Origin of the sequence: Amycolatopsis sp. cg5, from assembly GCF_041346955.1 — a bacterium.
Lineage (GTDB): Bacteria > Actinomycetota > Actinomycetes > Mycobacteriales > Pseudonocardiaceae > Amycolatopsis.
This window is the reverse complement of the sequence record NZ_CP166849.1, coordinates 2,313,585-2,338,497: the sequence shown is the minus strand read 5'-3', so window position 1 is coordinate 2,338,497 and position 24,913 is coordinate 2,313,585. Positions and strand designations below refer to the sequence as shown.

The following is a 24,913-nucleotide window of genomic DNA, read 5'->3' as shown; positions in this document are numbered from 1 at the left end:
CGTTGACTCCTTGGTTAGCCGTACACGATCCGGCGCAGCTGCCGCTCGCTCGGCGGGACCGGCGCGACCGGCCGGTGTGCCAGTTCACGAGCGATCTCCGGCCAGATCTGCGGGTTCTTGCGCCCGCGACGTCGTAGTTCGGCATGCCGCCTGCGCACGAACTGCTCGGTGGTCTCGCTGAAGTACGCGACCACGTCGGCGACCACGCGTGCCGCCGTCTCCGCGGGCAGTCCCGCGGACATGGCGATGTAGCGCGTCAGTTCGGCGTGCGGTGCCTCCACCCGGCCACCTTGGCATCGCGGGATTCGCTGAGCCAAATTTCTTGCCCGATTTCGGGCAAGAGTGAGTTGCGCCGCACATCAGGTGGACGAACGGACAGTTTCCCACATAAACTCACACAGACGGACTCTTGATCACGGGGGCGCGGGTGTACGCACAGGAGCGGCAACAGCTCATCCTCGACCGCGCCCGCCTCAACGGCCGCGTCGACGTGGCCGCGCTCGCCGACGAGTTCGCGGTCACCATGGAGACCATCCGCCGCGACCTCACGGTCCTCGAGCAGCACGGCGTGCTCCGCCGCGTCCACGGCGGCGCCATCCCGGCCGAGCGCCTCGGCTTCGAGGCCGCCGTCGAAACCCGCGAAGGCGTGATGACGTCCGAAAAGGACCGCATCGCCAAAGCCGCCCTGGAGCAGCTGCCCGCCGACGGCGGCACGATCCTCCTCGACGCGGGCACGACCACGGCCCGCCTCGCCGCCCTGCTCCCACCCGAGTCCGAGATAACGGTCGTGACCCATTCGGTCGGCATCGCGATGACACTCGCCACCCGCGCGAACCTGACGGTCATGCTCGTCGGCGGCCGCCTCCGCGGCCGCACCCTGGCCTCGGTCGACGCGTGGGCGTTGCACGCGCTCAGCGACACCTACGTCGACGTGGCTTTCATAGGCACCAACGGTTTTTCGGTCGCCCGAGGCCTGACGACCCCCGACTCGGCCGAGGCGATGGTCAAGCGCGCGGCCATGTCCGCGGCCCGCCGCAGCGTGCTGCTGGCCGACCACACGAAGGCGGGCAACGACCAGTTCGCGCGCTTCGGCGCGCTGGCCGACCTGGACGTCCTGATCACGGACTCGGCGCTCGACGCGGACCTGGCGACCGAGATCGCCGCCGCCGGCCCCCAGGTCATCACGGTCTAAGGGCTCGTGAGTGGTACGGCCGGTTAGAACCGGCCGTACCACTCACGACCCCCACGCCGATCCGGCGGACAACCGCTCACTCGCCGAACTCGGGACGGAAGCGGGCGCGAGCGAGCGAACGCTTTCGCGGCTGTTCCGCGCCGAGTTCGCGATGACGTTCCCGCAGTGGCGCATCGCTGCGGCTGGGCTTCACCGAGTGCCTTCATCGATGTGTTCAGGCAGGCCTTCGGCCACACACCCGGCCGAAACCGTTAGCAGGCGAGGGTTCCGGCGCGCAGCGCGTGACTGCCGTCGTTACCGTCGTCAGCCCAGAGGACCTGCTTGCTCCCCGACACGCAGGACGGAGAGATCGCGAAGCCCTCGTTGTTGTAGTCGGGCATGCCGGAGGGGCGCTCGTACACGGCGGTCGCGGCGAAGCGACCCTGCGCGTTGATGTCGAGCGTCGCGGTGCGGCCGTGGCAGGTGTCGTCGCAGGCGGCCCACAGGTGCCCGGTCGCCGCGTCGAACTCGAGATCCATGACCGCCGAGAACCCGGTCGAGATCGTCGCGACGCGGGTGAAGCCGCCGCCGGACTGGGTGAGCGCGTAGGCGTAGACCGTGCCGTTGGCTTCGAGGCCCGCGAAGTAGAGGCCGCTGCCGTGGCCGGGGTAGCGGCCCGGGTTGTACGCGGCGCCGGTGTGTTCGTCGCGGAAACCGTGCGAGGTAAGGAAAGTGTCCGGAACCCACGAGATGGCTTCGAGCCCGCTGTTGGCCGCGACGGACGGGAGGTCGCCGGTCAGGTTCCACTCCGCGGTCGCGGTGAGCGTGCTCGCGGTCGAGTTCGGGTCGAAACGCAGGATCTTCAACGCGCTCACGTTGTCGTTGGAGTTGTCGCGCTCGGTCGCCGCGAACAGGCCGTCCGGCGTGATGACCACGCCTTCCGCGTCGGGGTCGCCCTTGCCGTTGGCGAAGCGCAGCGGCTTGGCGGAGTCGACCCGCCACGTGGCACCGTTGGGCACCAGGCGATAGACCGTGCCAGGTCCGTTCTTGACCGCCCACACCACGCTGGCGCTCTGATACGAGAGCCCGCTCAGGTTGCTGCCGAACGCGTTCGCCGCGTCCGCGACGCTGACCGAGCTGCCACCCGGCCAAGCCGACACGACGACCGGGCACGCGTTCGGGGCGCCCTTGGTCGACGCGGTGGTCGTGACGAACGCGCCGGTTCCGTTGACACAGCGGCCATACGTGGTGCTCGCGTGCGAGGACCAGCTGTACGAGTCGACGAGCGTCGAGCCGCCGGGGAGGTACAGCCGCGCCGAGTCAGCGCTGCCCAAGCCGTACGCCGACTCGACGTCGAACGCCTTGTACGCGCCCGGCGCCAGCGAGGTGCCGGACGGGATCGTGAAGACGTGCGAGTTGTCGTTGTCCTTCAACACCCAGCCGGAGAGGTCGGCCGTGGCGGCGTCGAGGTTGACCAGCTCGATCCAGTCGCCGGGCGAGCCGCCGTTGGACTCGACCTCGTTGATGCGGACCTGTGCGGCCGCTTGCGCCACGGACGGCGCGACGGCCAGTCCCAGCACGATCGCGGACAACGTCGCGGCGATGACTCTTCCACGCAAGATGGCACTCCCTGTTCGCCGAAGGCTTCCCGGGAAGCCTTCCCCACCACGGCGACCGCCAGCTGAACGCCGGACCAACAACAGCCTCGTGAGTGGTACGGCCGGTTCTAACCGGCGAAAACACTCACGACTCCTCACCACGGGCAGGTTGGCTGAGCACGAAATGCGTCGTTCAGCGCCGCAAGTGCCACTCAGTCAACCTGCTTGTCCACCGCCTGCGAGTCGTGAGCGTTGCGGACGGTTCTAACCGCCCGCAACGCTCACGACCCCGTCAGGCCTTGTGCTGCATGCTGGAGCGTGCGGGATTGCCTTGGTCCGCCGCCTTCGGGTCCTTTTCGTCCTGCTTGGCGCGGACGCCGGATTCGATGCTGTCGCCCAGGTTCTTGTCGACATTGCGCCAGTACTCGAACGCGCGCGCCAGCACCGGCTCGCTCACCCCGTTGAGCAGATGGCCGATGACGTTGTCCGCCAAGCGCTGCCGTTCGGCGTCGCCGAGCACCTCGCGCACCATCGTGCCCGCCTGGCCCCAGTCGTCGTCCTGCTCACGCAAGGTGTACGCGGTGCGCACCATCTCGCCGTCCGCGTGCCAGCCCGCCGGCACCCGAGACGTGTCGGCACGAGGGCCGCCCTTGGAGTTCGGCGCGTACACCGGGTCGGACACGGTGGTGTACCGCATCGCGCCGTCCTTGCTGTAGCTGTGCACGGGCGACTTGGACGCGTTGACCGGCAGCTGCTTGTAGTTGACGCCGATGCGGTGGCGGTGCGCGTCCGCGTAGGCGAACATCCGGCCCAGCAACATCTTGTCGGGGCTGGCGCCGATGCCGGGCACCAGGTTGTTGGGCTCGAACGCGGCTTGCTCGATCTCGGCGTGATGGTCGGTGGGGTTGCGGTCGAGTGTCAGCTTGCCGACCTCGATGAGCGGGTAGTCGCCGTGCGGCCAGACCTTGGTGAGGTCGAACGGGTTGAACCGGTACGTCGTGGCGTCGTCGAACGGCATGACCTGGACGTGCAGTGTCCAGCTCGGGTGGTCGCCGCGCGAGATCGCTTCGAACAGGTCGCGGGTGTGGTAGTCGGTGTCGGCGGACGCCATCTGGTCGGCTTCGTCCTGGGTGAAGAACTCCATGCCCTGGTCGGTCTTGAAGTGGTACTTGACCCAGAATCGCTCGCCGCCGGCGTTGACCCAGAGATAGGTGTGCGAGCTGTAGCCGTTCATGTGGCGCCAGGTCCGCGGGATGCCGCGGTCCCCCATCAGCCAGGTGACCTGATGCGCGGACTCCGGCGACAACGTCCAGAAGTCCCACTGCATGTCGTGGTCGCGCAGGTTGTTGTCGGCGCGGCGCTTCTGTGAGCGGATGAAGTGCTGGAACTTCAACGGGTCGCGGATGAAGAACACCGGGGTGTTGTTGCCGACCATGTCGTAGATGCCTTCGGAGGTGTAGAACTTCACCGCGAAGCCGCGCGGGTCGCGCCAGGTGTCCGGGCTGCCGCGCTCCCCCGCCACGGTCGAAAATCGGGTGACCACCTCGGTTTCGGCGCCGGGCTGGAACACGGCGGCCTTGGTGTGGGCGCTGACGTCGCCGGTCACCTGGAACCGGCCGAACGCGCCGCTGCCCTTGGCGTGCGGCTGGCGCTCGGGCACGCGTTCGCGGTTGAACTGGGCCATCTGCTCGATGAGGTAGTGGTCGTGCAACAGGATCGGGCCGTCGGGACCGATCGTGAGCGAATGCTCGTCGCTCTCGACCGGGATGCCCGCGTCCGTGGTGGTGGGTTCAGGTCGCGTCATGTTCCGGGGCTACCCGGCTCGCCGAGCCCTCACACCTTGAGTCGCCCTGACCAGGGCGGACGCGACCAAGATCACCCAGCCGGGGGCATAGACTTGATTCATTCAAGTAAACAGGGCAGACTGCTCGCGTGCCCACCACCGCGGACTTCGAGCGTATGTTGCGTGGGGCCGCGCTCCGCGTGACCCGCCCTCGCCTGTCCGTGCTGCACGCGGTGCACGCCCATCCGCACGCCGACACCGATTCCATCATCGGCGCCGTCCGCGCGGATCTCGCCGAAGTGTCCCATCAGGCCGTCTACGACGTGCTGCGGGCGCTCACCACCGCGGGGCTCGTGCGGCGCATCCAGCCGCTCGGTTCCGTGGCGCGCTACGAGGCGCGGGTCGGGGACAACCACCACCATGCCGTGTGCCGGTCATGCGGCGCGATCGCCGACGTCGATTGCGCCGTCGGCCACGCACCCTGCCTGTCCGCCTCCGATGATCACGGGTTCGCGATCGAGGAGGCAGAGGTCATCTACTGGGGCCTGTGCCCGAGTTGCTCCTCCGCGCCCAGTTCCTGAACACCCCTTATTCCGGAAGGATTTCTGTGTCTGACACTGACGCCGCTGTCGGCGAGATGAACGTGGAAAGCGCGGGCGGGTGCCCGGTCGCTCACGGGCGCATCCAGCACCCGACCGAGGGCGGCAGCAACCGCGACTGGTGGCCGAACCAGCTCAACCTGAAGATTCTTCGCAAGCACCCGGCCGTCGCCAACCCGATGGGCGAGGACTTCGACTACGCCGCCGAGTTCAACTCGCTCGACCTCGACGCACTGGCCGTGGACGTCGACGCGGTGATGACCTCGTCGCAGGACTGGTGGCCGGCCGACTTCGGGCACTACGGCCCGTTCATGATCCGCATGGCGTGGCACAGCGCCGGCACCTACCGCATCGAGGACGGCCGTGGTGGCGCCGGCGCGGGTATGCAGCGCTTCGCGCCGCTGAACAGCTGGCCGGACAACGGAAACCTCGACAAGGCCCGCCGTCTGCTGTGGCCGGTCAAGAAGAAGTACGGCCGCAAGATCTCGTGGGCCGACCTGATGATCTTCGCGGGCAACCGCGCGCTGGAGACCATGGGCTTCAAGACCTTCGGCTTCGCCGGTGGCCGCGCCGACGTGTGGGAGCCGGACGAGGACGTCTACTGGGGCCCCGAGACCACCTGGCTCGGCGACGAGCGCTACACCGGTGACCGCGAGCTGGAGAGCCCGCTCGGCGCGGTCCAGATGGGCCTCATCTACGTCAACCCGGAGGGCCCCAACGGGAACCCCGACCCGCTGGCCGCCGCGCGCGACATCCGCGAGACCTTCCGCCGGATGGCGATGAACGACGAGGAGACCGTCGCGCTCATCGCCGGTGGGCACACCTTCGGCAAGACGCACGGCGCGGCCGACCCCGACCAGTACGTCGGCGCCGAGCCGGAAGGCGCCCCGCTCGAGGAGCAGGGCTTCGGCTGGAAGAACAGCTTCGGCAGCGGCAAGGGCCGCGACGCCATCACCAGCGGTCTCGAAGTCACCTGGACCTCGACGCCGACCGTGTGGAGCAACCAGTTCTTCGAGAACCTGTTCAAGTACGAGTGGGAGCTGACCGCCAGCCCGGCGGGCGCCAACCAGTGGGTGGCCAAGGACGGCGGGGGCGCGAACACCATCCCCGACCCCGAGGACGGCACGCTCAACCGGCCGCCGATGATGCTCACCACCGACCTGTCGCTGCGCGTCGACCCGGTCTACGAGCAGATCTCGCGGCGTTTCCTGGAGAACCCCGACCAGTTCGCCGACGCGTTCGCCCGCGCCTGGTACAAGCTGACGCACCGCGACATGGGCCCGATCCAGCGTTACCTCGGCCCGCTGGTGCCGCAGGAGACGCTGCTCTGGCAGGACCCGGTGCCCGCCGTCGACCACGAGCTGATCGACGACGCGGACATCGCCTCGCTCAAGGAGCAGATCCTCGCTTCGGGCCTGTCGGTCTCGCAGCTCGTCTCCGCGGCGTGGGCGTCGGCTTCGACGTTCCGCGGCAGCGACAAGCGTGGTGGCGCCAACGGTGGCCGCGTCCGCCTCGAGCCGCAGCGTGGCTGGGAGGTCAACGACCCCGAGTCGCTGGCGACCGTGCTCCGCACGCTCGAAGGGATCCAGTCGTCCTTCGGCAAGAAGGTCTCGATCGCCGACCTGATCGTCCTCGGTGGCACCGCCGCCGTGGAGCAGGCGGCCAAGACCGCGGGTCACGACGTCACCGTGCCGTTCACCGCGGGCCGCACGGACGCGTCGCAGGAGCAGACGGACGTCGAGTCCTTCGCCGCGCTGGAGCCGACCTCGGACGGCTTCCGCAACTACCGCGGCAAGGGTCACCGGCTCCCGGCCGAGTACCTGCTGATCGACCGCGCGAACCTGCTCACGCTGAGCGCGCCCGAGATGACCGTCCTCGTCGGCGGCCTGCGGGTGCTGGGCGCGAACGCCAAGGGCGCCACGGCCGGCGTGCTCACCGAGACCCCGGGGTCGCTGACCAACGACTTCTTCTCGAACCTGCTCGACATGGGCATCGAGTGGAAGCCTGCCTCGGCCGACGCGGAGTCCTTCGAGGGCCGCGACGCGACCGGCGAGGTCAAGTGGACCGGCAGCCGTGTCGACCTGCTGTTCGGCTCGAACTCGGAGCTGCGCGCGCTCGCCGAGGTCTACGCGAGCGATGACGCCAAGGAGAAGTTCGTGCGGGACTTCGTCGCGGCGTGGGTCAAGGTCATGGACCTCGACCGCTACGACGTCTGATCCTGTTAGGACGATCCAGCCCCGGCCGTCTCGACGGCCGGGGCTGGATTTTTTTTCGAGCGCGGCAGCACTGGTGACACCGGCCACCGCCCGGTTGAGCCGGACGTCACGAGTACCGCGCTGCCGTGCGTAATCGTCACCTACCCGGTTCGCCCGTCACCATCGGGTGACAAGCTAGGCAACGGAATGGAAAATTTTGGCGCCATTCCCATCGCACAAAAAACGCACTCAGGCCGCACAAACCTGACTTTCTCGCTCACTAATGGAGCAAAAAGCCGACAATCGATCAGCCTGGCCGGCAGATAATCAGCCCAGCGGGAAAACTCCACTACCAGCGGTGCTCTTCGTCCGCTGTTCGGGTGAAGAAAAGTGTCATCGGCCAGCACTCTTGTGGGACTTCAGGTTACCCGCCGACGGTGTTAGCGTCACCGTCGCCGAAATCGACCCGGACCCGGATTGGTGGCTTCAGTGGTGACTGTCGACGTGGATGACCTGGCCTGGCGAGCGGTTTCCCGGCCGCGCACCGTGCTGCTCACGGCGCCGAGGTCCTGTCCCGCCGGAGTGCAGCGCGCGATTTCGATCATTACGGACCTGGTACCACGAAAAAAGGTCTACGTGCGTAAACAGATCCTGAACAACGAAAACGTCATCGCCGATCTTGAAACGCGCGGCGCGATCTTCGTGGACGGACTCGACGAAGTCCCCGAAGGCGCCACGGTGATGTTTTCCGCGCACGGCCTCTCCCCCTCGATGCGCGCGGAGGCCGCCGCGCGGCGGCTCGACGTCCTCGACGCCACCTTCCCACTGGTCACCGAGAGTCACGCGCTGGCGGCGATGGCCGTCGAGTCGGACCTGGTGCTCGTGCTCGGCCCGATGAACTCGGCCAACTCGATGCGGCTCGTCGAACTCGCCCACCGCCACCGCAGGCCCGCCCACCTCATCGAGAACGCGGCCGCCATCCGCCCGGCCTGGCTGACCGGCGTGCGCACCATCGGGCTCACCGCGGGTCCCTCGGTGCCGGCACGCCAGCTCGACGGCGTGCTCGCGCTGCTGGCCGAGCTCGGCCCGCTCACGGTGTCCGAAGTGGAACCCGTCGAGACACTCCACTTCGGACAGCCGGTGCGGAGATGACGGCCGCCGCGCTACGCAGGGCGTCGCACCAGGTCATGATCGGCGAGCTGCCACTCGGCGGCGGCGCACCGATCGCGATCCAGGCCGAGGTGACCGCTTCGGCGGACGCCTTGGGCGAGATCGAGACGCTCGCGGCGGCCGAGTGCTCGCTCGTGCGCGTCGCGGTGTCCTCGGCCGACGGCGCGGGCGCGCTGCCCTCGATCGTGGCCGGGTCGCCGCTCCCGGTCATCGCGGACGCCGGTTTCCAGCGGTGGCGCCTGCTCTCCGCGCTGGACACGTCCTGCGCCGCGGTGCGGGTCAACCCCGGTGACATCGAGGAGTTCGCCGAGACGGCCGGGCACCTGGTCACGGCGGGAATCCCGGTCCACATCGGCATCACCGCGCGTGCGCTCGACTGGCGGCTGCTCGCCGAGTACGGCCGCGCCACGCCCGAGGCACTGGTCGAGGCGGCCGTCCAGACCTGTGCGTTGTTCGAGGCATACGGGTTCGGTGACCTCACGCTGTCGATGCAGCACGCCGACCCGCTGGTGATGGCGTCGGCGTACCGGCAGCTCGCGCGCCGCGTCGACTACCCGCTGCACCTCGAAGTCGCGGGCGACGCGACCACGGCCGCGCGCCGCCGTCAGCTCCGGCTGGTCTTCGGTTTCCTGCTCAAGGAGGGAATCGGCGACAGCGTCCGCGTCGCGCTCTCCGGCTCACCGGTCGAAGAAGTCCAAGCGGCGAAGCGGATTTTGGCCGAGCTGCACGTCACCTGATCGGACCAGCGACCAATACGGGGCGCCCGGCGCGCCGAATGCCCTGCATGACCCAACCGCGACTGCGCTTGTTCTCCGCCGCCGCCACCGGAGTGCTGGCGCTGGCGGCGGCGCTCGCCGCCGGGCATCTGGTGGCGGGCTTCATCAACGTCGGCGCGTCGCCCTACCTGGCGGTGGGCAACGGCGCGATCGACCTGACACCGGTCGAACTCAAGGACTTCGCGGTCCGCACGTTCGGCACCTACGACAAGCTGGTGCTGCTCGGCGGCATGGCGCTGACCATGATCGGGGTCGCCGCGCTCGCCGGGCTGCTGTCGTCGCGCTCACCGGTGCCGGGCGTGAGCGTGATCGTCCTTTTCGGACTCGTCGGCGGCGTCGCCGTGTACACACGGCCCAACCTGGGCTTGGTCGCGCTGCTCGCCCCGCTGGCGAGTGTTGTCGCAGGCGTGGCCGTATTCCTTTTCCTGCATGGGAAAGCGCCGAAGATCCTGCGGAGGACGGAGTCCGGTGAGAAGGTCGGAAACTCGCGGCGGGCCTTCCTGATCAGCGGCGCGGGCGTGGTGGCGGGCGCCGGTGTCGCCGGGCTGGGCGGTCAGCTCATCAGCTCGACCCGCGACGCGAACGCGTCACGCGAGGCCGTCGGCAAGCTCGTGCCCGCGCGATCGGCGCCCGCGATCCCGGCCGACGCCGACTTCGCGAAGCTCGGCACGCCCGCGTTCCTCACCCCGAACCAGCGTTTCTACCGCGTCGACACCGCGTTGACCGTGCCGCAGCTGCGTACCGAGGACTGGAGCCTGCGCCTGCACGGCATGGTCGGCAAGGAGATGCGGTACAGCTACGACGACATCCGCGACCGGCAGCTGGTGGAGCGCACGGTCACGATGACCTGTGTGTCCAATGAGGTCGGTGGCGACTATGTGTCCACTTCGAACTTCATCGGCGTCGACCTGGCCGACCTGCTCGACGAGGCAGGCGTCCAGTCCGGCGCGGAACAGCTTTTCTGCACCAGCGTCGACGGCTGGACCTCGGGCACGCCCGTCGTTGCCGCCCGCGACCGCACACGGGGCGCGATGCTCGCCATCGGCATGAACGGCGAACCGTTGCCGCTCGAACACGGCTTCCCCGCCCGCCTGGTCACGCCAGGGCTTTACGGCTACGTCTCGGCGACGAAATGGGTGGTCGACATCGAGGTCACCACCTGGAAATCGCGGCAGTCGTATTGGCTCAAACGCGGCTGGGCCGAGCAGGCGCCGATTAAAACCGAATCGCGGATCGACTCCCATCGCGGCTTCGCCTCGGTCACCGCGGGCACGGTCCGGCTTTCCGGTGTGGCGTGGGCGCAGCACACGGGCATCGCGAAAGTCGAGGTCAAGGTCGACCAAGGTCCTTGGCGGGAAACGACTTTGTCCCAGGAAGTCAACCTGAACACCTGGCGGATGTGGTGGACAGAGGTGCAGATCCCGAAGGGCGTGCACCAGGTTTTCTGCCGCGCCACCGACAAATCCGGCTACACCCAGACGGACGCACGCGCGGGAACCGTACCCGATGGCGCGACCGGCTGGCACAGCGCCACTCTGACGGGTGCGTGAAAAGAAATTTCGAATTCGACCAATCCGGTCCCCATCGGGCGTCGAATCCCCTGCGAGAGCACAAACAAATCACTGAATGAGGCACTCATGAACAAGCTCCGTACCGCTGGCATCGGTATCACCGCCATCGCAGCGCTCGCGCTGACCGCGTGCAGTGGCAGCGACACGGCTTCGAGCGGCAACAGCTCCAGCGCACCGGCGCCCGCTCCGTCCTCCTCGATGGCCGCGCCGTCGTCCTCGGCGATGGCGTCCGGCGTCACCACCAACGCCGACGTGTTCGGCCCCGCGTGTTCCCAGCTCCCGCAAGGAAACGCCCCTGGCTCGCTGGACTCGATGGGCCCGCAGCCGGTCGCCTCGGCCGCGGCGACCAACCCCCTGCTGACGAAGCTCGTCGCCGCCGTCAAGGCCACCAACCTGGTCGACACCCTCAACAGCGCCGAAGCCATCACGGTCTTCGCTCCCGCCGACCCCGCCTTCGCCGCGCTGGGCGACGCCAAGTTCGCCGAGCTCGCTGGCAAGCCGGACCAGCTCGCCCCGATCCTGCAGTACCACGTCGTCGGCAAGCGTTACGACGCCAAGGGATTGGCCTCGGCGGGCACGCTCACCTCGCTCGACACCGCCGCTGGCCCGCTGAAGATCGAGGGCTCCGGCGACAACCTGACCGTCAACGGCGCGAAGGTCCTGTGCGGCAACATCCCCACGAAGAACGCGACCGTCTTCGTCATCGACAAGGTCCTCACCCCCGGCACCAACAAGTAACCCAAACCCCCGGGGTCGTGAGCGTTGCGGGCGGTTCTAACCGCCCGCAACGCTCACGACCCCGTTGTCGCGTCTGCGGTCTTGCGGTGGTGCGTGGCCACCAGCTGGTCGACGAAGACGTCTTGCTCGAGTACCTGAGCGCGCAGGTCGATGTCGTGCGGCAGCCAGGGAATCCGGCGCAACGCGACCGCGCCGAGCGCGGCCAGCGCGACCCGGCAAGCCGCATCGGAACCACGGGCCGTGCGCGGGGCTTGGTAAAGGCAGTACGCACCGAAGGCCCACAACCTGCTCGCCGTGGCGATGTCGTTGTCCGCCGCGGCGTTCAGCGCGTCCGCGAGCGCGGAGGTGGCCGCATGGTTGATCGCCTCGGCGTCGGCCGGTGGCGCGCTGACGGCGTACATCGCGTTGCCGCCGGTCTCCGCTTCCCCTGTCTCGCCACGTAAAGCCAGACTGCGGCGCACCAGGTCCGCCACGTCCGCGGCGGCCGAACGCCGGAGCAACGCGCCGCCGGCGATGACGGATCCGTTGTCGAGGACCAGCAGGTTGCGCAAGGTGTCGCGGCAGGACTCGGCTTCGGCGAACCGGTTGACGGCGTAGCGGCCGAACAGCGCGAGCGTGTGGTGCGCCGGCGTGGGGATCCCGCCGAAGTAGGTGCCGGTCGGCGCGTGCCAGGTGGCGCCTTCCCTGGCTTTGCCGACGTAACCGATCCGCCGGTACCTGGCCGTGGTCGACGGCGTGCGGTAGCGGGACAGCTCGGTCTCGCCGGACTGCTCGGCGACCCGGTAGCGCCACGTGGCCGCCGCGTTCAGCGTGCCTTCGACCAGGCAACGCGTGGCGGGCTCCGGCGCGCCCAGCACCATGGCCGCGATGGTCCGCGCGGCGGCGGCCTGATAGCGCGCGAACGCGCGGATTCCCGCCATGGCAACGGGATCGTTGGTGCGGATCGCGGTGGCCGGCGCCGGGAACACCGAGGCCGTGATGCCCGCGGCGAACGGAATGGCCACGGCATGCGGATGAGCCATGGCGAGATCCTGCTTTCACGGTGGACGAAGTCCAGGAATGTTCTGGTTGTCTGGAGGCGACCCTCGTCCTCATCACGGACGCGCGCATTTCACCCTAACCGCCCAGTGCGGCAGGAACGTTCCATGATCACCTTCCATCATCCGAATAGGTGACCTAAAATTCGCCCTGTGCGTTTTTTGTGCGGGTTTTGTGTGCACGTTATTCGGCGATTTTCAATTCTCCTGGAAAACCGGGAACGTGAAACTCGGTTTCGCCGTCGGCCCGGCCTGCGGCACAGTGGGCACGCCACACCACCGTCGAAGGGGAAAGCCGTGCCGTTGTTCTGCGACATCGCGCTCGCCGAGCGTATCGAGCGGGCCGAGGCCCGGCTCATGGCCGAAAGCAGCGAGGCGGCCCATCGCCGCCGGGGCGACGGGCGCGGCTTCGTGCTGCCGATCGCCGGCGGCGTGGCGAGCTTCGCCGAGCCGGACTCGCCGTTCAACAAGGTCGCCGGCCTCGGCTTCGGGGGCTTGACGAGCGCAACGCTCCTCGACGAGGTCGAGGCCGCTTTCGCCGAGCACAAGTCCCCCGTTCAGGTCGAGCTCTCCCAGCTCGCCGACCCCGCCATCGGCGAGCTGCTGACCAGGCGCGGCTACCGGCTCGTCTCGTTCGAAAACGTGCTCGGGCTGGCGCTCGGCGCGCCACGCGAGCGGATCACGCCGCCCGGCGTCGAAGTCCGGCGCACCGATGAGGTCGACCCGTGGCTGCGCGTCGTCGGGGACAGTTTCGCGGCGGCCGACGTCGAAGGCGTCGCCTCGCATGAGGAATTCCCGCGCGAGACCGTCGAGAACGCCATGCGCGACTTCGCGGCCGTCGGGGTCCTGCGCTACCTCGCGCTGCGGGAAGGCGAAGTCGCCGGCGGTGCCAGTTTCCGGGTGACCGACGGGATAGCGCAGCTCACGGGTGCCGCGACCTTGCCCGCGCATCGGCGGAACGGCGTCCAGACCGCGCTGCTTTCGGCCAGGCTCGCCGACGCCTCGGGATGCGACCTGGCCATCGTCACCACTCAGCCGGGCTCGAAGTCGCAGCAGAACGTGCAGCGTCAGGGGTTCGACCTGCTCTACACGCGCGCGATCCTCGTCAAAGGCGACTAGATCCCCCAGGGTCGTGAGTGTTTTCGCCGGTTATTGAGCGGAAGGTCAAAGGTGGCGTGTCTGGTTGCTCGGCTGCGGCCGGGGTGGCTGTGTGGGAAATGCGTCGTTGAACGACGCAAGCGGCACTCATCCAGGCACTTGGCCCAGGTATGAGGGGAGCCTTCATCCACGCTTGGCGTGAGTGAGGGCCTCCCTCACCCGAGCCAAGCGGGTCAGGGCCTCCCTCACCCGCATATACGGTCGAACCAGGCCCCCACCCCACGGATCCGAGCGAACTAGGCCCTCACCCACGCCCGACCACGCCCCTGCCGCGGGTGGGGCAGCCGAGAAGGGGTCGTGAGTGTTTAGACCGGTTAGAACCGGCCGTACCACTCACGACCCCGGGACGGCTAGGACACGCCCTAGTCCGCCAGCACGGCGCGTACACGGTCGCGCAGCCAGCGGTGCGCGCGGTCGGCGTCGTTGCGGGGATGCCAGGCCATGCCGATGATGATCGGCGGCAGCTCGAGCGGGATCTCGAACCTGCGCAGGCCGAGCGCCTCGATCCAGTCGGCGCCGATCCGGTGCGCGGCGAGGCAGACGACGTCGGCGTCGCGGGCCAGGAACATCGAGGCCGAGTAGGTGGGCACCACGGCCACCACGCGCCTGGTCAGGCCGAGGTCGTCGAGCCGGTCGTCGATCGGGCCACGGGTGCGGCCGCGGCGGGACACCACGACGTGATCGGCGTCGGCGAAGCGGCGGGCGGTGACCCGGCCCTTCGCCAGCGGGTGGGACGCACGCACGACGCCGCTCATGGTCGAGGTGCTCAGCGATTCGGTCAGGATCTCGGGATCGGTGTTGTCGATGACGCCGAGTTCGAGGTCGATCGAGCCCTCGCGCAAGGCGGGAGTGTCCTCCATGGACTCCGGGCGGAAACGAAGCGTGATCCCCGGCGCCTGGCGGCGAATGTCGCTCAGCAGCGGGGCCGCGACCATGGACAGCAACGCGTCGCTCGTCTGGATCGCGAACGAGCGTTCCACTGTGGACGGGTCAAGATCCTGCGGTGGCGTGAAAACCGCCCGCGCGCGTTCGACGAGCGCGCGCACTTCCGGTCGCAGCTCCTCGGCTCGCGGCGTCGGCACGAGCGTCCGCCCCGCCCGCACCAGCAGCGGGTCGTCGAGCACACGGCGGAGCCTGGCGAGCGTCCGACTCATCGCGGGCGCCGAAGTGTGCAGTGCTTCGGCCGCCGCGGTGACGCTGTTCTCGCGCAGCAACGCGTCCAGCGCGACCACCAGGTTCATGTCCAGCTCCATGTTCCCGATTATCACAGGCGCAACTATTCATTGCCAACGTTGCACTGGTGATAATCCGGGATCACTCCTAACTTCGAAGACATGACAACACTCGCCATTGCCTGCCAGCGCGACGCGACCCTCGTCTTCCTCGACACCGAGACCGGCGAGCGCCTCGACACGATCGACATCGCGCCCGAGCCGCACGAAGCCTGCTTCGACGCCGAGCGCGGGCTCGTCTACGTCAGCCACACGTACAAGTCGGGCTGGTACTTCCAGAACTCCGGCCGCGCAGGCCTGATCAGCGTGATCGACGCCGACACCCGCAAGGTCGTCGACGTCATCGACGTCGCGCCCGACCACGGCCCGCACGACCTCCAGTGGGACCCCGCCACCGACAACCTCTACGTCGCCGTCGAGTCCGGCGAGGGCCGCACCGGCGCGATCCTCATGATCGACCCGGAGACCCGCAAGGTCCTCGACCGCATCCCGGTCGACGCCGACGGCCCGCACTGGTTCGCCATCACCCCCGACAGCGCCAAGCTGTACACGGCCAACAAGGAGGCCCCGTTCGTCTCGGTGGTCGACCTCGCCTCTGGCAAGATGACCGGCCGCGTCGACGTGCCCAGCACCGAAGGCATAGCGGCGCTTGCCGACCGCGTCGTCGTCGCGGGCCCGGTGTTCAGCGGCGCGGAGCGCACCGAGGCGAACGGCCTCTACGTGATCGACACGGCCAAGGACATCGTGACCGAGTTCGTCGCGAGCGAGCAGGCCGTCACGGCCGTGCACGCGACCACGTCCGGCCGTCTCCTGGTCTCCGAGGTCCCCGCCTCGGTCGGCCCGGACGGGCTCGTCATGGGCGAGGGAATGCTCCGCATCTACGACGCCGCCTCGCTCAATCTCCTCCAGCGGCTCCCGATCGGCGCCGGCGCGCTGAGCATCCGCTCGACCGCCGACGGCGCACTCGCCTTCGTCGCCAACTCCGGTTCGGCCACGGTCACGGTGATCGACATCAACACCCTGTCCGTCCAAAACACCTTCGCCGCCGAACCCGGCGCCCACGGCATGGCCATCATCGCCTAACCCCCGGGGATAAAGCCCGCTAAACTCCGCGATGTTTAGCAGGCTTTATCCCCCGAAGTAAAGCCCGCTTTATCCCAGCCCCTCCGCTCACCCCCGTACACCAAGGGCAAAGACCCGTACAGGAGCAGCAAACTCGCGTACGGGAAGGGCAAAGACCCCGAACCCGGATCTTTGCCCTTCCCGTACGCGAGTTTGCGCTTCTCGTACGCGAGATTGCCGGTCCAGTACGCGAGTTTGCCACTCCCGCACGCGAGATTGCCACTCCCGCACGCGAGATTGCCAGTCCAGTACGCAAGTTTGCCACTCCCGTCCGCAAGGTTGCTGGTCCCGCACGCGAGGTTGCTGGTCCCGCCTGCGAGGTTGCTGGTCCCGCCTGCGAGGTTGCTGGTCCCGCCTGCGAGGTTGCTGGTCCCGCGAGGTTGCTGGGGTGGGGCTGGGATAAAGCGGGCTAAACTCCGCGCGATAAAGCCCGCTAAACTTCGGGGAGTTTAGCGGGCTTTATCGCGGGAGGTTTAGCGGGCTTTACCCCTGGGAGTAAAGCCCGCTTTATCCCTGGGAGTAAAGCCTGCTTTATCGTGGGGGTGGGGGTTACTCTTTGGTGCCGATGGCGTTGACGGGCTTGAGGCGGAGGGCTAGGCGGGCTGGGATTTCGGTGGCTGCCAGGCCGAGGATGGCTACTATGCCGATCAGGCCGAAGTAGAGGGCCGGTGGGACGTAGGGCATCGGGGAACCGCTGAGTGCGATGCTGATCGGGATCAGGGTCGCGGCGGCGACCGCGGTGCCGATGATGATCGACGAGAGCACCACGAGGGCGCTTTCCCAGCGGGTCGTGCGGAGTACCTGCTTGCGGGTGGCGCCGACCAGGCGGAGCAACGCGAACTCGCGGCGGCGGGCGCCCGTGGCCATGACCAGGGTGTTGACCACCGCGATGCCGGTGTAGAGCAGGATGATGCCGACGACCAGCAGGTTGATCCACATGTTGGCGCGCAAGGCGTTCGTGCGTGCCGCCTCGACTGAGGCGCCGTCAGCGACCGACAGGTCCGGGAACTGGGCCTTCAAGGCGGCCAGTGCCGAAGCGTCGGCCTTGATCAGGACCTGGTCGTCACGCTGGCTGTTGGTGTGACCGGCCACGAGCGCCCGGTCCACGACGATCTGGCCCAGCCCCTGCTCCCGGTCGAAGATGCTCACCACGCGCAAGGAGACCAGCGTGCTGTCGCCCAGGCGCAGCTTGACGGACCCGCCGAGCGAGACGTCCAGGCTCGACGCGGTAGCCGCCGAGACCGCGATGTCGTTGCCGCGCACCTTCGCCAAGTCGCCTTGGGACGGACGCAGGTCGAGCGTCTTGCCGAGGTCGCCGGGGCTGACGACCATCGTGTCGATCGCGTCGTTCATCCCCTCACTGGTCGGCGGGAGTTCCTCCTTCAGCTGGGTCTGACGCAGCGACGTGACCGTCGAAACCCCGGGCACCGCGGCGATCTCGCCGGTGACCGCGGCCGGGATGCCTTGGGGCGCACTCAAAACGTAGTCCGCGGTGATGCTCGTCTTGCCGCTTTCCTCGGCCACCTTCACCTGGGTGGTCTGGACGAACATCGCCACGCAGCCGAAGCCGATCGCGAGGATCAGCGGCACGATCGAGCCCGCCAGCCTGCCCGCGTTGGTGGTGCTGTTCGCGCTGGCCAGGTACCCGCCGACACGGTAGCGGCGCATCACCGGCGCCGCGAGGAACGCGATCACCTTGGCGACGACGGGACCGAGCACGGCGATCGCGACGATCAGCAACAGCGCCACGCCGCTGGCGGCGCTCGCCGCCGCGACACCGCTCAGGAACGCGGACACGATGAGCAGCGCGACACTGCCCGCGACCAGCACCAAACCGGTGATCAGCCTGCCCTTGCCGATCAGCGTGCGCTGGACGGCGGCGTCGCCGAGTGCTTCCGTCGGACGGGTCTTGGCCGCGCGGCGGGCCGCGCTCAGGCCTGCCAGCACCGCGGCGAGCACCAATGCCACGACCACCGAGACCGCGGGGATCGGGCCGGTGACCAGCTCGACTTCGGCTGGCACCATGCCGAAGCCCTTGAACATCCCCAAAAGCCACTCGCCGACGGGGAAACCGGGCAGGCAGCCCAGTGCCGCCGCGCCCAGGCCCAGCATGAACGCCTCGCCGCTGACCATCTGGCGGAGCTGGCGCGGTGTCGTGCCGATCGCACGCAGCAGCGCCATCTCACGCTGGCGTTGCTGGATCGACAGCGCGAGCGTGCTGGAGACCACGAACACCGCGATCATCAGCGCGATGCCGCCGAACGACCCCGCGAGCGCGAGCAGCATCGCGAGCGCGTTGCCGTCACCGATGAACTCGCCGGCGCCGCGGTCGGTGCCGGTCCGGACCTCGAAACCCTTTTCGGGCAACGCCTTCTCGATGGAGTCCTGGAGCGCGTCCACCGAGGTGCCCGGTGCGGCGAGCACGCCGAACGCGTCCACCCGGCCGCCGGTCGCGGCCAGCTCGGTGGCGCGGGCCGGGGTGAAGAACACCGTCGACTGCTTGGCGAACTCGCCGCCTACCGGTGCGGCGACGCCGGAGACGCGGTACGGCGCCGGGGCGTCGTCGACCTGGACGTCGACGGTGTCGCCGACCTTCAGTCCCGAGCGCTGGTCGACCACGATCTCGGTGGCACGCTGCGGAGCCTGACCCGACTTCAGCTCGAACGGCGTCAACCGCGCGCTGTCCCAGCCGTGACCCAGCACCGGGGCGCCCGGCGTCTGCTTGCCGAGTGTCACCGGGAACGACACGTCCGGGACGACCTCGCGCACGCCCGGCACCGCGGCGATCTTCGCGGCCAGCGCCGGGTCGAGCCGGATGCGTTCCTTCAGCTGGTCGCCGGGGTTGTCGGGCCGGTCGGGCTCGAACTCGGACTTCTTGGGCTTCTCGACGCTGAAGGACTGATCGGCGGTGACGACCACCTCGGCGCCGCGGTACCGCTCGGTCGGCACCCCGCCCGCGATGCCGGTCTGCAGCAGCAGCCCGCACGCGGTGATCAGCGTGGACGCGACCAGCAAGGTCAAGAACGCGGCCGCGAACGCGCCCTTGCGCGCCCGCAGTGTCTTCATCGCGAGGCTCAGCATCGGACGGCCCCCTTGCCGGACAGGTGGGTCATCCGGTCGGCGACGGCGGCCGCGGTCGGCTGATCGAGGTGGCCGACGAGCCTGCCGTCGGCCAGGAACACCACGCGGTCGGCGTAGGACGCGGCGACCGGGTCGTGCGTCACCATGATCACGGTCTGCTGGTGCAGGTCGACGACCCGGCGCAGCAGCGACAGCACTTCGCCGCCGGTCGTGGTGTCCAGCGCGCCGGTCGGCTCGTCGCCGAAGACGACGTCGGGCCTGGTCACCAGCGCGCGGGCGATGGCGACGCGCTGCTGCTGGCCACCGGAGAGCTCACCGGGCCGGTGGTGCAGCCGATCGGTGAGGCCGACCTCCGACACGACCTGCTGGAACCAGACCTTGTCCGCCTTGGTGCCCGCGAGCCGCGCGGGCAGCAGGATGTTGTCGCGCACGGTCAGCGAGCTGATCAGGTTGAACGCCTGGAAGACGAAGCCGACACGCTGACGGCGCAGCTCGGTGAGCTTGCGCTCGTTCATCCTGGCGAGATCGACGTCGCCGAGGTGCACGGAGCCGGCGTCGGGCTTGTCGAGCCCGGCGGCGCAGTGCAGGAAGGTGCTCTTGCCGGAACCGGACGGTCCCATCACGGCGGTGAAGGTGCCCGGCGGGAAGAGGTACGACACGTCACGAAGCGCGTGGACCGCGTTGGCGCCCTTTCCGTACGTCTTGCTGACACCTGTGATGCGAATCACGCGAATCTCCTGTGGTCGTCCCGAATCCTCTGCTCACAAGGCTAGAAAGGATCCGGGACGCGCACAGTGCACGAGCCACCTGGCTCGATGGTGGTGCCAGCACCACCATCGACCATCAGACCGGGCGGATCTCCCAGTGCTGCGGCGCGAGGTAGGGCTGCGTCATTTTGCAGAGCGCGTCCCACACGGAGACCGCGTGGAAGGGCAGCACCGACATCCCGTCGCTCATCATGCTCGAAGTGTGCGAGGGGAAGTTCGGCGCCGCGAGCCCGGCCAGCTGGCAGAGCTTGATGTACTCGGCTTTCACGGTCGCCTTGGCGCGATCGTCCGGCCTGGCGTTCGGCGAGTCCAGCGGGTCCTCGTACTCGTCTGGCAGCCCCAGCATGTGGCCGAACTCGTGCACGGCGACGTTGTACTGGAGATCGTTGAGGTCACCCTGCTCCAGCTCCTCGTCGATCCGGATGGTCAGCGCGACCGCCTCGGGGATCGGCGCGCCGAGCACGATCGCGTTCCCGTCGGGAAGTTTCTGCAGGAACTCCACGACGCGCCGGGCCTGCGCGTCCCAGTTCTCCCGGTTCGCGACGATCTTGTTGCCGGGCGGGGAAATGACGATGGGCACCGCACGGGTGCCCGGCATCCGGCGGGCCACGATCTTGGAGAAGTCGGTGAGCTTGTCGGCGAGAAAGGAGGTGATCTCGCCGTCGAAGCCCAGGAAAAGGGCGCTCACGGGCACCGAGATGGTCGTGTCCTGATTGTCCCGCCGCACGGACAAGGGCAAGTGGAAGACATTCCACATGGACTCCTGCGCGGTTTGCAGCCGTCGCCGTTCGTGCGTGGTGATGATCTGCGCCGCGAGGACGTGTGCGAAGTCGTCCAAATGGAAATCGAGCAGGTCCAATTGATCCTTGGCCTGCGGATTGCCGGTGATCACCTGCTTGAGCGACAGGAACCCCCGGCATTCACGCAGGTAGATCGGGCGGCCTTTCTGTACCTTCGCCGGGTCTTCCTTCGGCCGGGACAACGCCAGCGTGAAGTGACTTTGGCCTGCCGGAACGATTTCCACGGCGAACCTGGTCGTCACCGGTGGCAAGTCGGTCCAGCCTGGTCGCGTGCACCGGAAGGTCCATTTGCCGTTCCAGTACGCGGGCACGCGGTTCTTGAGTTTCGCCGCCAGCGCCTGCTGTTCGGCCAGCGGGACGTCACCGGCGCCGAGGTCCAGTTTCACGACGACGTCCAGCACACCGGCGTTCTGGTCATAGCGGCAGTCGAATCGTCCCCTCCCCAGTGAGGAAACGAAGTTCTGCCGTGCGAAAGCCGAGCCATTGAACCGGGCGCGATCGAAACACCCGGTCGGCGCACCTTCGAAAACAGGAACCGGAACCATGCTCCCGGCGTGCGCGCACACCGGTTTCGCCGCCGACGGCAGCTGATCGAAGGTTCCGGTGCAGAGCGTGCACGAGTAACGATTGGTCATAGGGCCTCCTCCGCCGGGGACACGGTACGTGGAACCGAAGATCGTCCGAACTCCTCGCGACGACCGATCCCCGATCGGACCAACCCCCGTACCCGCTCGGCCTACTGCCGCCGACGGCGCGAGCCGTCGGCGGCAGCGGAAACCCTTGCGGTCAAGCGACTTTCGGCGTCGCCCTGACTCCCATGTGCATATACTGTTCGCCGGTTTCGAGCTGGTAGAACACGACCGGCATCCAGGCACGGTCGCCCGGCTCGCGGGTCACGTAGAGGCCGTCGGCGACCGGCACCAGGTCAGTCAGCTTCACCGGGTCCGGCATCAGGTGGGCCAGGTCTCCGGTGATCGTGTACCGCATCCGCACGCGGTCACCCTCGGCGAAGATCTCGACGTGCGCCGACTCCCGCTCGTACAAGCCGAAATGCCGCGACGAGTCCACTATGGATGGATCAGCGGGTGGTTCCAGCAGTGCAGGCATCCTGATGTCGGCCAATTCGGTGAAGATCTCACCGAACAGTTCACGGTACAGGTCGGCGGCTCCGTCGCCATTCGTGAGCATGGTGACCGCCAGGCCGTGCGACGGCAGGATCCGCAGGAACGCGGACTGCCCGATGGTGTTGCCGTCGTGGCCGTAGAGCAGCTCGCCGTCCCAGTCGAACCGGATCCAGCCGAGGCCCCACGAATCGCCGATGCTGTGCTTGTCGGGCAGGTCGACCTGCTTCTCGATCATCGACGCGACCGTGGCCTCGGTCAGCACCTGGGCGCCGTCCGGCGCCTTGCCGCCGTCGAGATGCAGCCGTGCGAACGCCAGCACGTCCTCGACCGACGCGGTGATCAGCCCAGCCGGGCCAGCCGATCGGGGCAGTCCCCAAGCGGGCGCGGGCTTCGGGCCGTCTTCGGCCTTCACGTGGCCCATCGCCGCGCGGAACATCAGTGCTTCTTCCGGCAGCGTGGTCGCGCGCTTCAGGCCGAGCGGGGTGAAGATCCGCTCGCGCAGCGCCTGGTCCCAGGTCTGCCCGGTGAGCTTCTCGATCACCCTGCCCATCAGGACGAAACCCGAGTTGCAGTAGGAGAAGGTCGCGCCGAGCGGGTGCATCTGCGCGGCGTCGTCGAGCACCTCGACGAACTTCTCCAGGCAGTCGTCGCCGCGGCCGGTGTCGGTGAACACGTCGCCGTCGATGCCGCTGGTGTGCGTGAGCAGGTGCCGCAGCGTGACCTGCTTGGCCACGTCCGGGTCGGCCAGCCGCAGCTCGGGCAACACGTCGATGATCGGCGCGTCGAGCTCGATCAGGCCTTCGTCGACCAGCTGCATGGCGACGGTCGAGGTCCAGACCTTGCTGATCGACCCGATCTGGAACACCGAATCCGGGGTCGTCTCGACGCCGGTGGCCGTGTTCAGCACGCCGGTGCTCAAGCAGATCGGCTCGCCGTCACGCTGGATGCCCAGTGCCGCACCGGGAACGCCGTGCTTACGGGCCAGCGCGGTCAACCGGCGCTGCCAGTGCGCGGCGTCGATCGGACGGCGCGCCGGGGTGCCCTGTGCGACCGCGTACCGCTGGACCCACTCGGCGATCCGGCGGTTGAAGTCGATCCGATGCGACGGCCGACCGTCCAAAATGAACAGATGCGAGCCGCCGGGGTACCGCACCAGCTCGGTCGGCACGTCCAGTTCGCGCAGCGCGGTGAACCACTGCTCGGCCTGCCCCACCGGGCAGCGATGGTCCTCCTCGCCCTGCACGATCAGCGTCGGCGTGCGCACCTGCTCGACGCCGTCGATCGGCGACGAGCGGCGGTACCGTTCGCGGTCCTCCCAAGGGTTCGCGCCCATTTCGGCCGCGCCCAGGAAATGCCCGAAGTCCGAGGTCCCCGCCAGGCTGACCAGGTCGCTGACCACCCCGCCCGCGACCGCGGCGGCGAACCGGTTGTCCCGGCTCGTGAGGTAGCAGGTCATGTAGCCGCCGTAGCTGTAACCCGAGACGGCCAGGCGCTTCGGGTCCGCGACGCCCTCGGCCACGAGATCGTCGAGCGGCTCGAGGAAGTCCTTCGCGTCGGCCGTGCCCCACTCCCCGACCGCGCCGGTGAAGAACGCTTCGCCGTAACCGTCGCTGCCACGCGGGTTGAGCAGCAGCACCGCCCAGCCGCGCGCGGCCAGCTCCTGGTGATAGAGGTGGACCGCGTCGGCCACGCCGCTCCAGGCGTTGTGCGGACCGCCGTGGATGTCCAGCAGCAGCGGCCGCGGGCCGTCGAGCGAGGGATCGCTGACCAGCCAGCCATGCACGGTCGTGCCGTCGGAGATGGCGAATTCCCGTTCCCGCGGAACGAAAAGCTCGACGTCGTCGTTGCCGTGCGAGGTGAGCAGGTTGACCGTGCCGTCCGCCAGGTCGACGGTGACGATCTCGCCGTAGGACTCCGGCGTGGCCAGCACGGTCACCGCCGTACCGCCCGCGACGTCCAAAGTGGACACCGAAGTCGTCGCGTCGCCGAGAATCCGGCGTGGCGCGCCGTCCGTCGTCGTATAGAGGTGGGTGTGCCCGCGGTCGCGTACACAGAACAGCACCGAGCCGTCCTCGAGCGCACGCGGCAGCGCACCCGGGTAGCCGGGGCCGCCCGGCATCAGGCTGCGGTCGAGCGCCGCGGCGAGGTCGACGGTCTCGCCGCCGTCGAGCGGCACGCGCAGCAGCTCGGTGTGCCCGGTCCGGGTGTGACGGGCACCCACGACCAGCAGTGCGGTGCCGTCGGCGGTCCAGAGCACCGCGCCGCACATGCCGGTGCCGGAGCCGATCAGCGCCGGGTCGCCGGACCCGTCGGCTGCCACGACGTACGCGCCGGAGCGGAAGGTGAGGTCGGCGTCGTCGTCCATCGAAGCCGCGAACGCGAGCCGCTTTCCGTCCGGTGACCAGGCGGGTTCGCCCGCGTGCCAGTCCCCCTCGGTGACCTGCCGGACCTCGCCGGACGCGACGTCGACGACGTGCAGATGCGTGCGGACGGTCCTGATCAGCCCCGCGCCATCGGCCTTGAACCCGAGCCGGTCGACGACCACGGGCCGCGCGCGGGCCGCGTCGTCGTCGCCTTCACCTGCGGCGAGATCGACGGGCGCGCTGAAGGCGATCGCGGAACCGTCCGGGCTCCACATCGGTGTGCCCGCGCCCAGCGGAAGTTCGGTCAGCTGCGCCGGCTCACCGGCGACAGGAAGCAGCCACACGTTCCCCTCGCGCAGAAACGCGATTTTGTTTCCATCAGGGGAAAACGCGGGCGAACGGTCGGACTTGCCGCGGGTGAGCCGGACGGCGTCGCCGCCGTCGGTGCCGACCTGCCAGAGGGAGCGGGTGTCCGAATCCGCCTCGCGATCGGCGGTGCGCAGCACGTACACGACCCGGCTGCCGTCGGGCGCGATCGCGGGCTGCTCCGGAAAAGCGAGTGCGTAGAGGTCATCGATGGTCAGGCGCCGGGTCATGCGGCTGCCTCCTTAAACGACGGTCGGGATGT

At 68.6% G+C, this 24,913-nt stretch carries 18 protein-coding genes and 1 pseudogene; 10 read left to right on the top strand and 9 right to left on the bottom strand.

Translation table 11 applies throughout. The annotated features are described in order from the left end of the window. Nucleotides 1-14: 14 nt before the first annotated feature. Nucleotides 15-242, bottom strand: a complete 228-nt coding sequence (locus AB5J62_RS10685) for a hypothetical protein (RefSeq protein WP_370950230.1) — start codon at nucleotides 240-242, stop codon at nucleotides 15-17. A gap of 185 nt (nucleotides 243-427) precedes the next feature. Between AB5J62_RS10685 and AB5J62_RS10680 the strand changes: the two genes are divergently transcribed. Beyond that, nucleotides 428-1,192 carry a DeoR/GlpR family DNA-binding transcription regulator gene (locus AB5J62_RS10680; protein WP_370948036.1) on the top strand — a complete coding sequence of 255 codons (765 nt, stop codon included), beginning with the start codon at nucleotides 428-430 and terminating at the stop codon, nucleotides 1,190-1,192. A gap of 55 nt (nucleotides 1,193-1,247) precedes the next feature. After that, nucleotides 1,248-1,447, top strand: a pseudogene (locus AB5J62_RS10675) (AraC family transcriptional regulator); the annotation flags it as partial. Here AB5J62_RS10675 and AB5J62_RS10670 read toward each other — a convergent pair. Together AB5J62_RS10670 and AB5J62_RS10665 are read right to left on the bottom strand one after the other, a co-directional pair. Beyond that, nucleotides 1,444-2,790 (bottom strand): lamin tail domain-containing protein, encoded by a 1,347-nt coding sequence (locus AB5J62_RS10670; protein WP_370948035.1) that lies wholly within the window; start codon nucleotides 2,788-2,790, stop codon nucleotides 1,444-1,446. The pseudogene AB5J62_RS10675 and the gene AB5J62_RS10670 sit on opposite strands and share 4 nt — an antisense overlap. 271 nt (nucleotides 2,791-3,061) lie before the next feature. Beyond that, on the bottom strand, nucleotides 3,062-4,573 hold the full coding sequence (locus AB5J62_RS10665) for a catalase (RefSeq protein ID WP_370948034.1): 1,512 nt from the start codon (nucleotides 4,571-4,573) through the stop codon (nucleotides 3,062-3,064). Between the two features lie 128 nt (nucleotides 4,574-4,701). On the opposite strand from AB5J62_RS10665, the gene AB5J62_RS10660 reads away from it, so the two are divergent. The 6 genes from AB5J62_RS10660 to AB5J62_RS10635 all read left to right on the top strand — a co-directional run bounded on the left by AB5J62_RS10660 (nucleotide 4,702) and on the right by AB5J62_RS10635 (nucleotide 11,601). Beyond that, nucleotides 4,702-5,133, top strand: a complete 432-nt coding sequence (locus AB5J62_RS10660; RefSeq protein WP_370948033.1) for a Fur family transcriptional regulator — start codon at nucleotides 4,702-4,704, stop codon at nucleotides 5,131-5,133. Nucleotides 5,134-5,159: 26 nt separating this feature from the next. Then, on the top strand, nucleotides 5,160-7,367 hold the full coding sequence (gene katG / locus AB5J62_RS10655) for a catalase/peroxidase HPI (protein ID WP_370948032.1): 2,208 nt from the start codon (nucleotides 5,160-5,162) through the stop codon (nucleotides 7,365-7,367). Nucleotides 7,368-7,838: 471 nt separating this feature from the next. Then, complete coding sequence (locus tag AB5J62_RS10650; protein ID WP_370948031.1) at nucleotides 7,839-8,498, top strand: hypothetical protein; 660 nt, start codon at nucleotides 7,839-7,841, stop codon at nucleotides 8,496-8,498. Beyond that, nucleotides 8,495-9,253, top strand: a complete 759-nt coding sequence (locus tag AB5J62_RS10645) for a flavodoxin-dependent (E)-4-hydroxy-3-methylbut-2-enyl-diphosphate synthase (protein ID WP_370948030.1) — start codon at nucleotides 8,495-8,497, stop codon at nucleotides 9,251-9,253. Before AB5J62_RS10650 ends, AB5J62_RS10645 begins: the two co-directional genes overlap by 4 nt. A gap of 47 nt (nucleotides 9,254-9,300) precedes the next feature. Next, a complete protein-coding gene (locus AB5J62_RS10640) occupies nucleotides 9,301-10,842 on the top strand; it encodes a molybdopterin-dependent oxidoreductase (RefSeq protein ID WP_370948029.1) in 1,542 nt (513 codons plus the stop codon). Between the two features lie 87 nt (nucleotides 10,843-10,929). Continuing rightward, on the top strand, nucleotides 10,930-11,601 hold the full coding sequence (locus AB5J62_RS10635; protein ID WP_370948028.1) for a fasciclin domain-containing protein: 672 nt from the start codon (nucleotides 10,930-10,932) through the stop codon (nucleotides 11,599-11,601). A gap of 53 nt (nucleotides 11,602-11,654) precedes the next feature. On the opposite strand, the gene AB5J62_RS10630 is transcribed toward AB5J62_RS10635, so the two are convergent. Further along, nucleotides 11,655-12,623: a hypothetical protein gene (locus AB5J62_RS10630; protein WP_370948027.1), complete on the bottom strand. Its 969-nt coding sequence runs from the start codon at nucleotides 12,621-12,623 to the stop codon at nucleotides 11,655-11,657. 312 nt (nucleotides 12,624-12,935) lie between these two features. Between AB5J62_RS10630 and AB5J62_RS10625 the strand changes: the two genes are divergently transcribed. After that, a complete protein-coding gene (locus tag AB5J62_RS10625; RefSeq protein ID WP_370948026.1) occupies nucleotides 12,936-13,757 on the top strand; it encodes a GNAT family N-acetyltransferase in 822 nt (273 codons plus the stop codon). Nucleotides 13,758-14,158: 401 nt separating this feature from the next. Here the strand turns inward: AB5J62_RS10625 and AB5J62_RS10620 are convergent, their stop codons facing one another. Then, the gene (locus tag AB5J62_RS10620; RefSeq protein WP_370948025.1) at nucleotides 14,159-15,049 is read right to left on the bottom strand and encodes a LysR family transcriptional regulator; all 891 of its coding nucleotides are present in this window, start codon (nucleotides 15,047-15,049) and stop codon (nucleotides 14,159-14,161) included. A gap of 81 nt (nucleotides 15,050-15,130) precedes the next feature. Here AB5J62_RS10620 and AB5J62_RS10615 point away from each other — a divergent pair, with 81 nt between their 5' ends. Further along, the gene (locus AB5J62_RS10615; RefSeq protein ID WP_370948024.1) at nucleotides 15,131-16,111 is read left to right on the top strand and encodes a YncE family protein; all 981 of its coding nucleotides are present in this window, start codon (nucleotides 15,131-15,133) and stop codon (nucleotides 16,109-16,111) included. 588 nt (nucleotides 16,112-16,699) lie between these two features. On the opposite strand, the gene AB5J62_RS10610 is transcribed toward AB5J62_RS10615, so the two are convergent. From AB5J62_RS10610 to AB5J62_RS10595, 4 genes are all read right to left on the bottom strand, one after another. After that, a complete protein-coding gene (locus AB5J62_RS10610; protein ID WP_370948023.1) occupies nucleotides 16,700-19,231 on the bottom strand; it encodes an FtsX-like permease family protein in 2,532 nt (843 codons plus the stop codon). Next, nucleotides 19,225-19,956, bottom strand: a complete 732-nt coding sequence (locus AB5J62_RS10605) for an ABC transporter ATP-binding protein (protein WP_370950229.1) — start codon at nucleotides 19,954-19,956, stop codon at nucleotides 19,225-19,227. The genes AB5J62_RS10610 and AB5J62_RS10605 overlap by 7 nt, the downstream gene beginning before the upstream one ends. Nucleotides 19,957-20,074: 118 nt before the next feature. Beyond that, entirely contained in the window at nucleotides 20,075-21,433 is a 1,359-nt protein-coding gene (locus AB5J62_RS10600; protein WP_370948022.1) for a hypothetical protein, read from the bottom strand. Between the two features lie 151 nt (nucleotides 21,434-21,584). Then, complete coding sequence (locus tag AB5J62_RS10595) at nucleotides 21,585-24,881, bottom strand: serine hydrolase (RefSeq protein WP_370948020.1); 3,297 nt, start codon at nucleotides 24,879-24,881, stop codon at nucleotides 21,585-21,587. Nucleotides 24,882-24,913 lie beyond the last annotated feature (32 nt).

Excerpts from the sequence above, each read along its gene's own strand:
- AB5J62_RS10665 (WP_370948034.1), bottom strand. The coding sequence starts at position 4,573 with ATGACGCGACCTGAACCCACCACCACGGACGCGGGCATCCCGGTCGAG.
- AB5J62_RS10610 (WP_370948023.1), bottom strand. The coding sequence starts at position 19,231 with ATGCTGAGCCTCGCGATGAAGACACTGCGGGCGCGCAAGGGCGCGTTC.
- AB5J62_RS10685 (WP_370950230.1), bottom strand. The coding sequence starts at position 242 with ATGTCCGCGGGACTGCCCGCGGAGACGGCGGCACGCGTGGTCGCCGAC.
- AB5J62_RS10630 (WP_370948027.1), bottom strand. The coding sequence starts at position 12,623 with ATGGCTCATCCGCATGCCGTGGCCATTCCGTTCGCCGCGGGCATCACG.
- AB5J62_RS10635 (WP_370948028.1), top strand. The coding sequence starts at position 10,930 with ATGAACAAGCTCCGTACCGCTGGCATCGGTATCACCGCCATCGCAGCG.
- AB5J62_RS10645 (WP_370948030.1), top strand. The coding sequence starts at position 8,495 with ATGACGGCCGCCGCGCTACGCAGGGCGTCGCACCAGGTCATGATCGGC.
- AB5J62_RS10620 (WP_370948025.1), bottom strand. The coding sequence starts at position 15,049 with ATGGAGCTGGACATGAACCTGGTGGTCGCGCTGGACGCGTTGCTGCGC.
- AB5J62_RS10600 (WP_370948022.1), bottom strand. The coding sequence starts at position 21,433 with ATGACCAATCGTTACTCGTGCACGCTCTGCACCGGAACCTTCGATCAG.
- AB5J62_RS10595 (WP_370948020.1), bottom strand. The coding sequence starts at position 24,881 with ATGACCCGGCGCCTGACCATCGATGACCTCTACGCACTCGCTTTTCCG.
- AB5J62_RS10615 (WP_370948024.1), top strand. The coding sequence starts at position 15,131 with ATGACAACACTCGCCATTGCCTGCCAGCGCGACGCGACCCTCGTCTTC.
- AB5J62_RS10640 (WP_370948029.1), top strand. The coding sequence starts at position 9,301 with ATGACCCAACCGCGACTGCGCTTGTTCTCCGCCGCCGCCACCGGAGTG.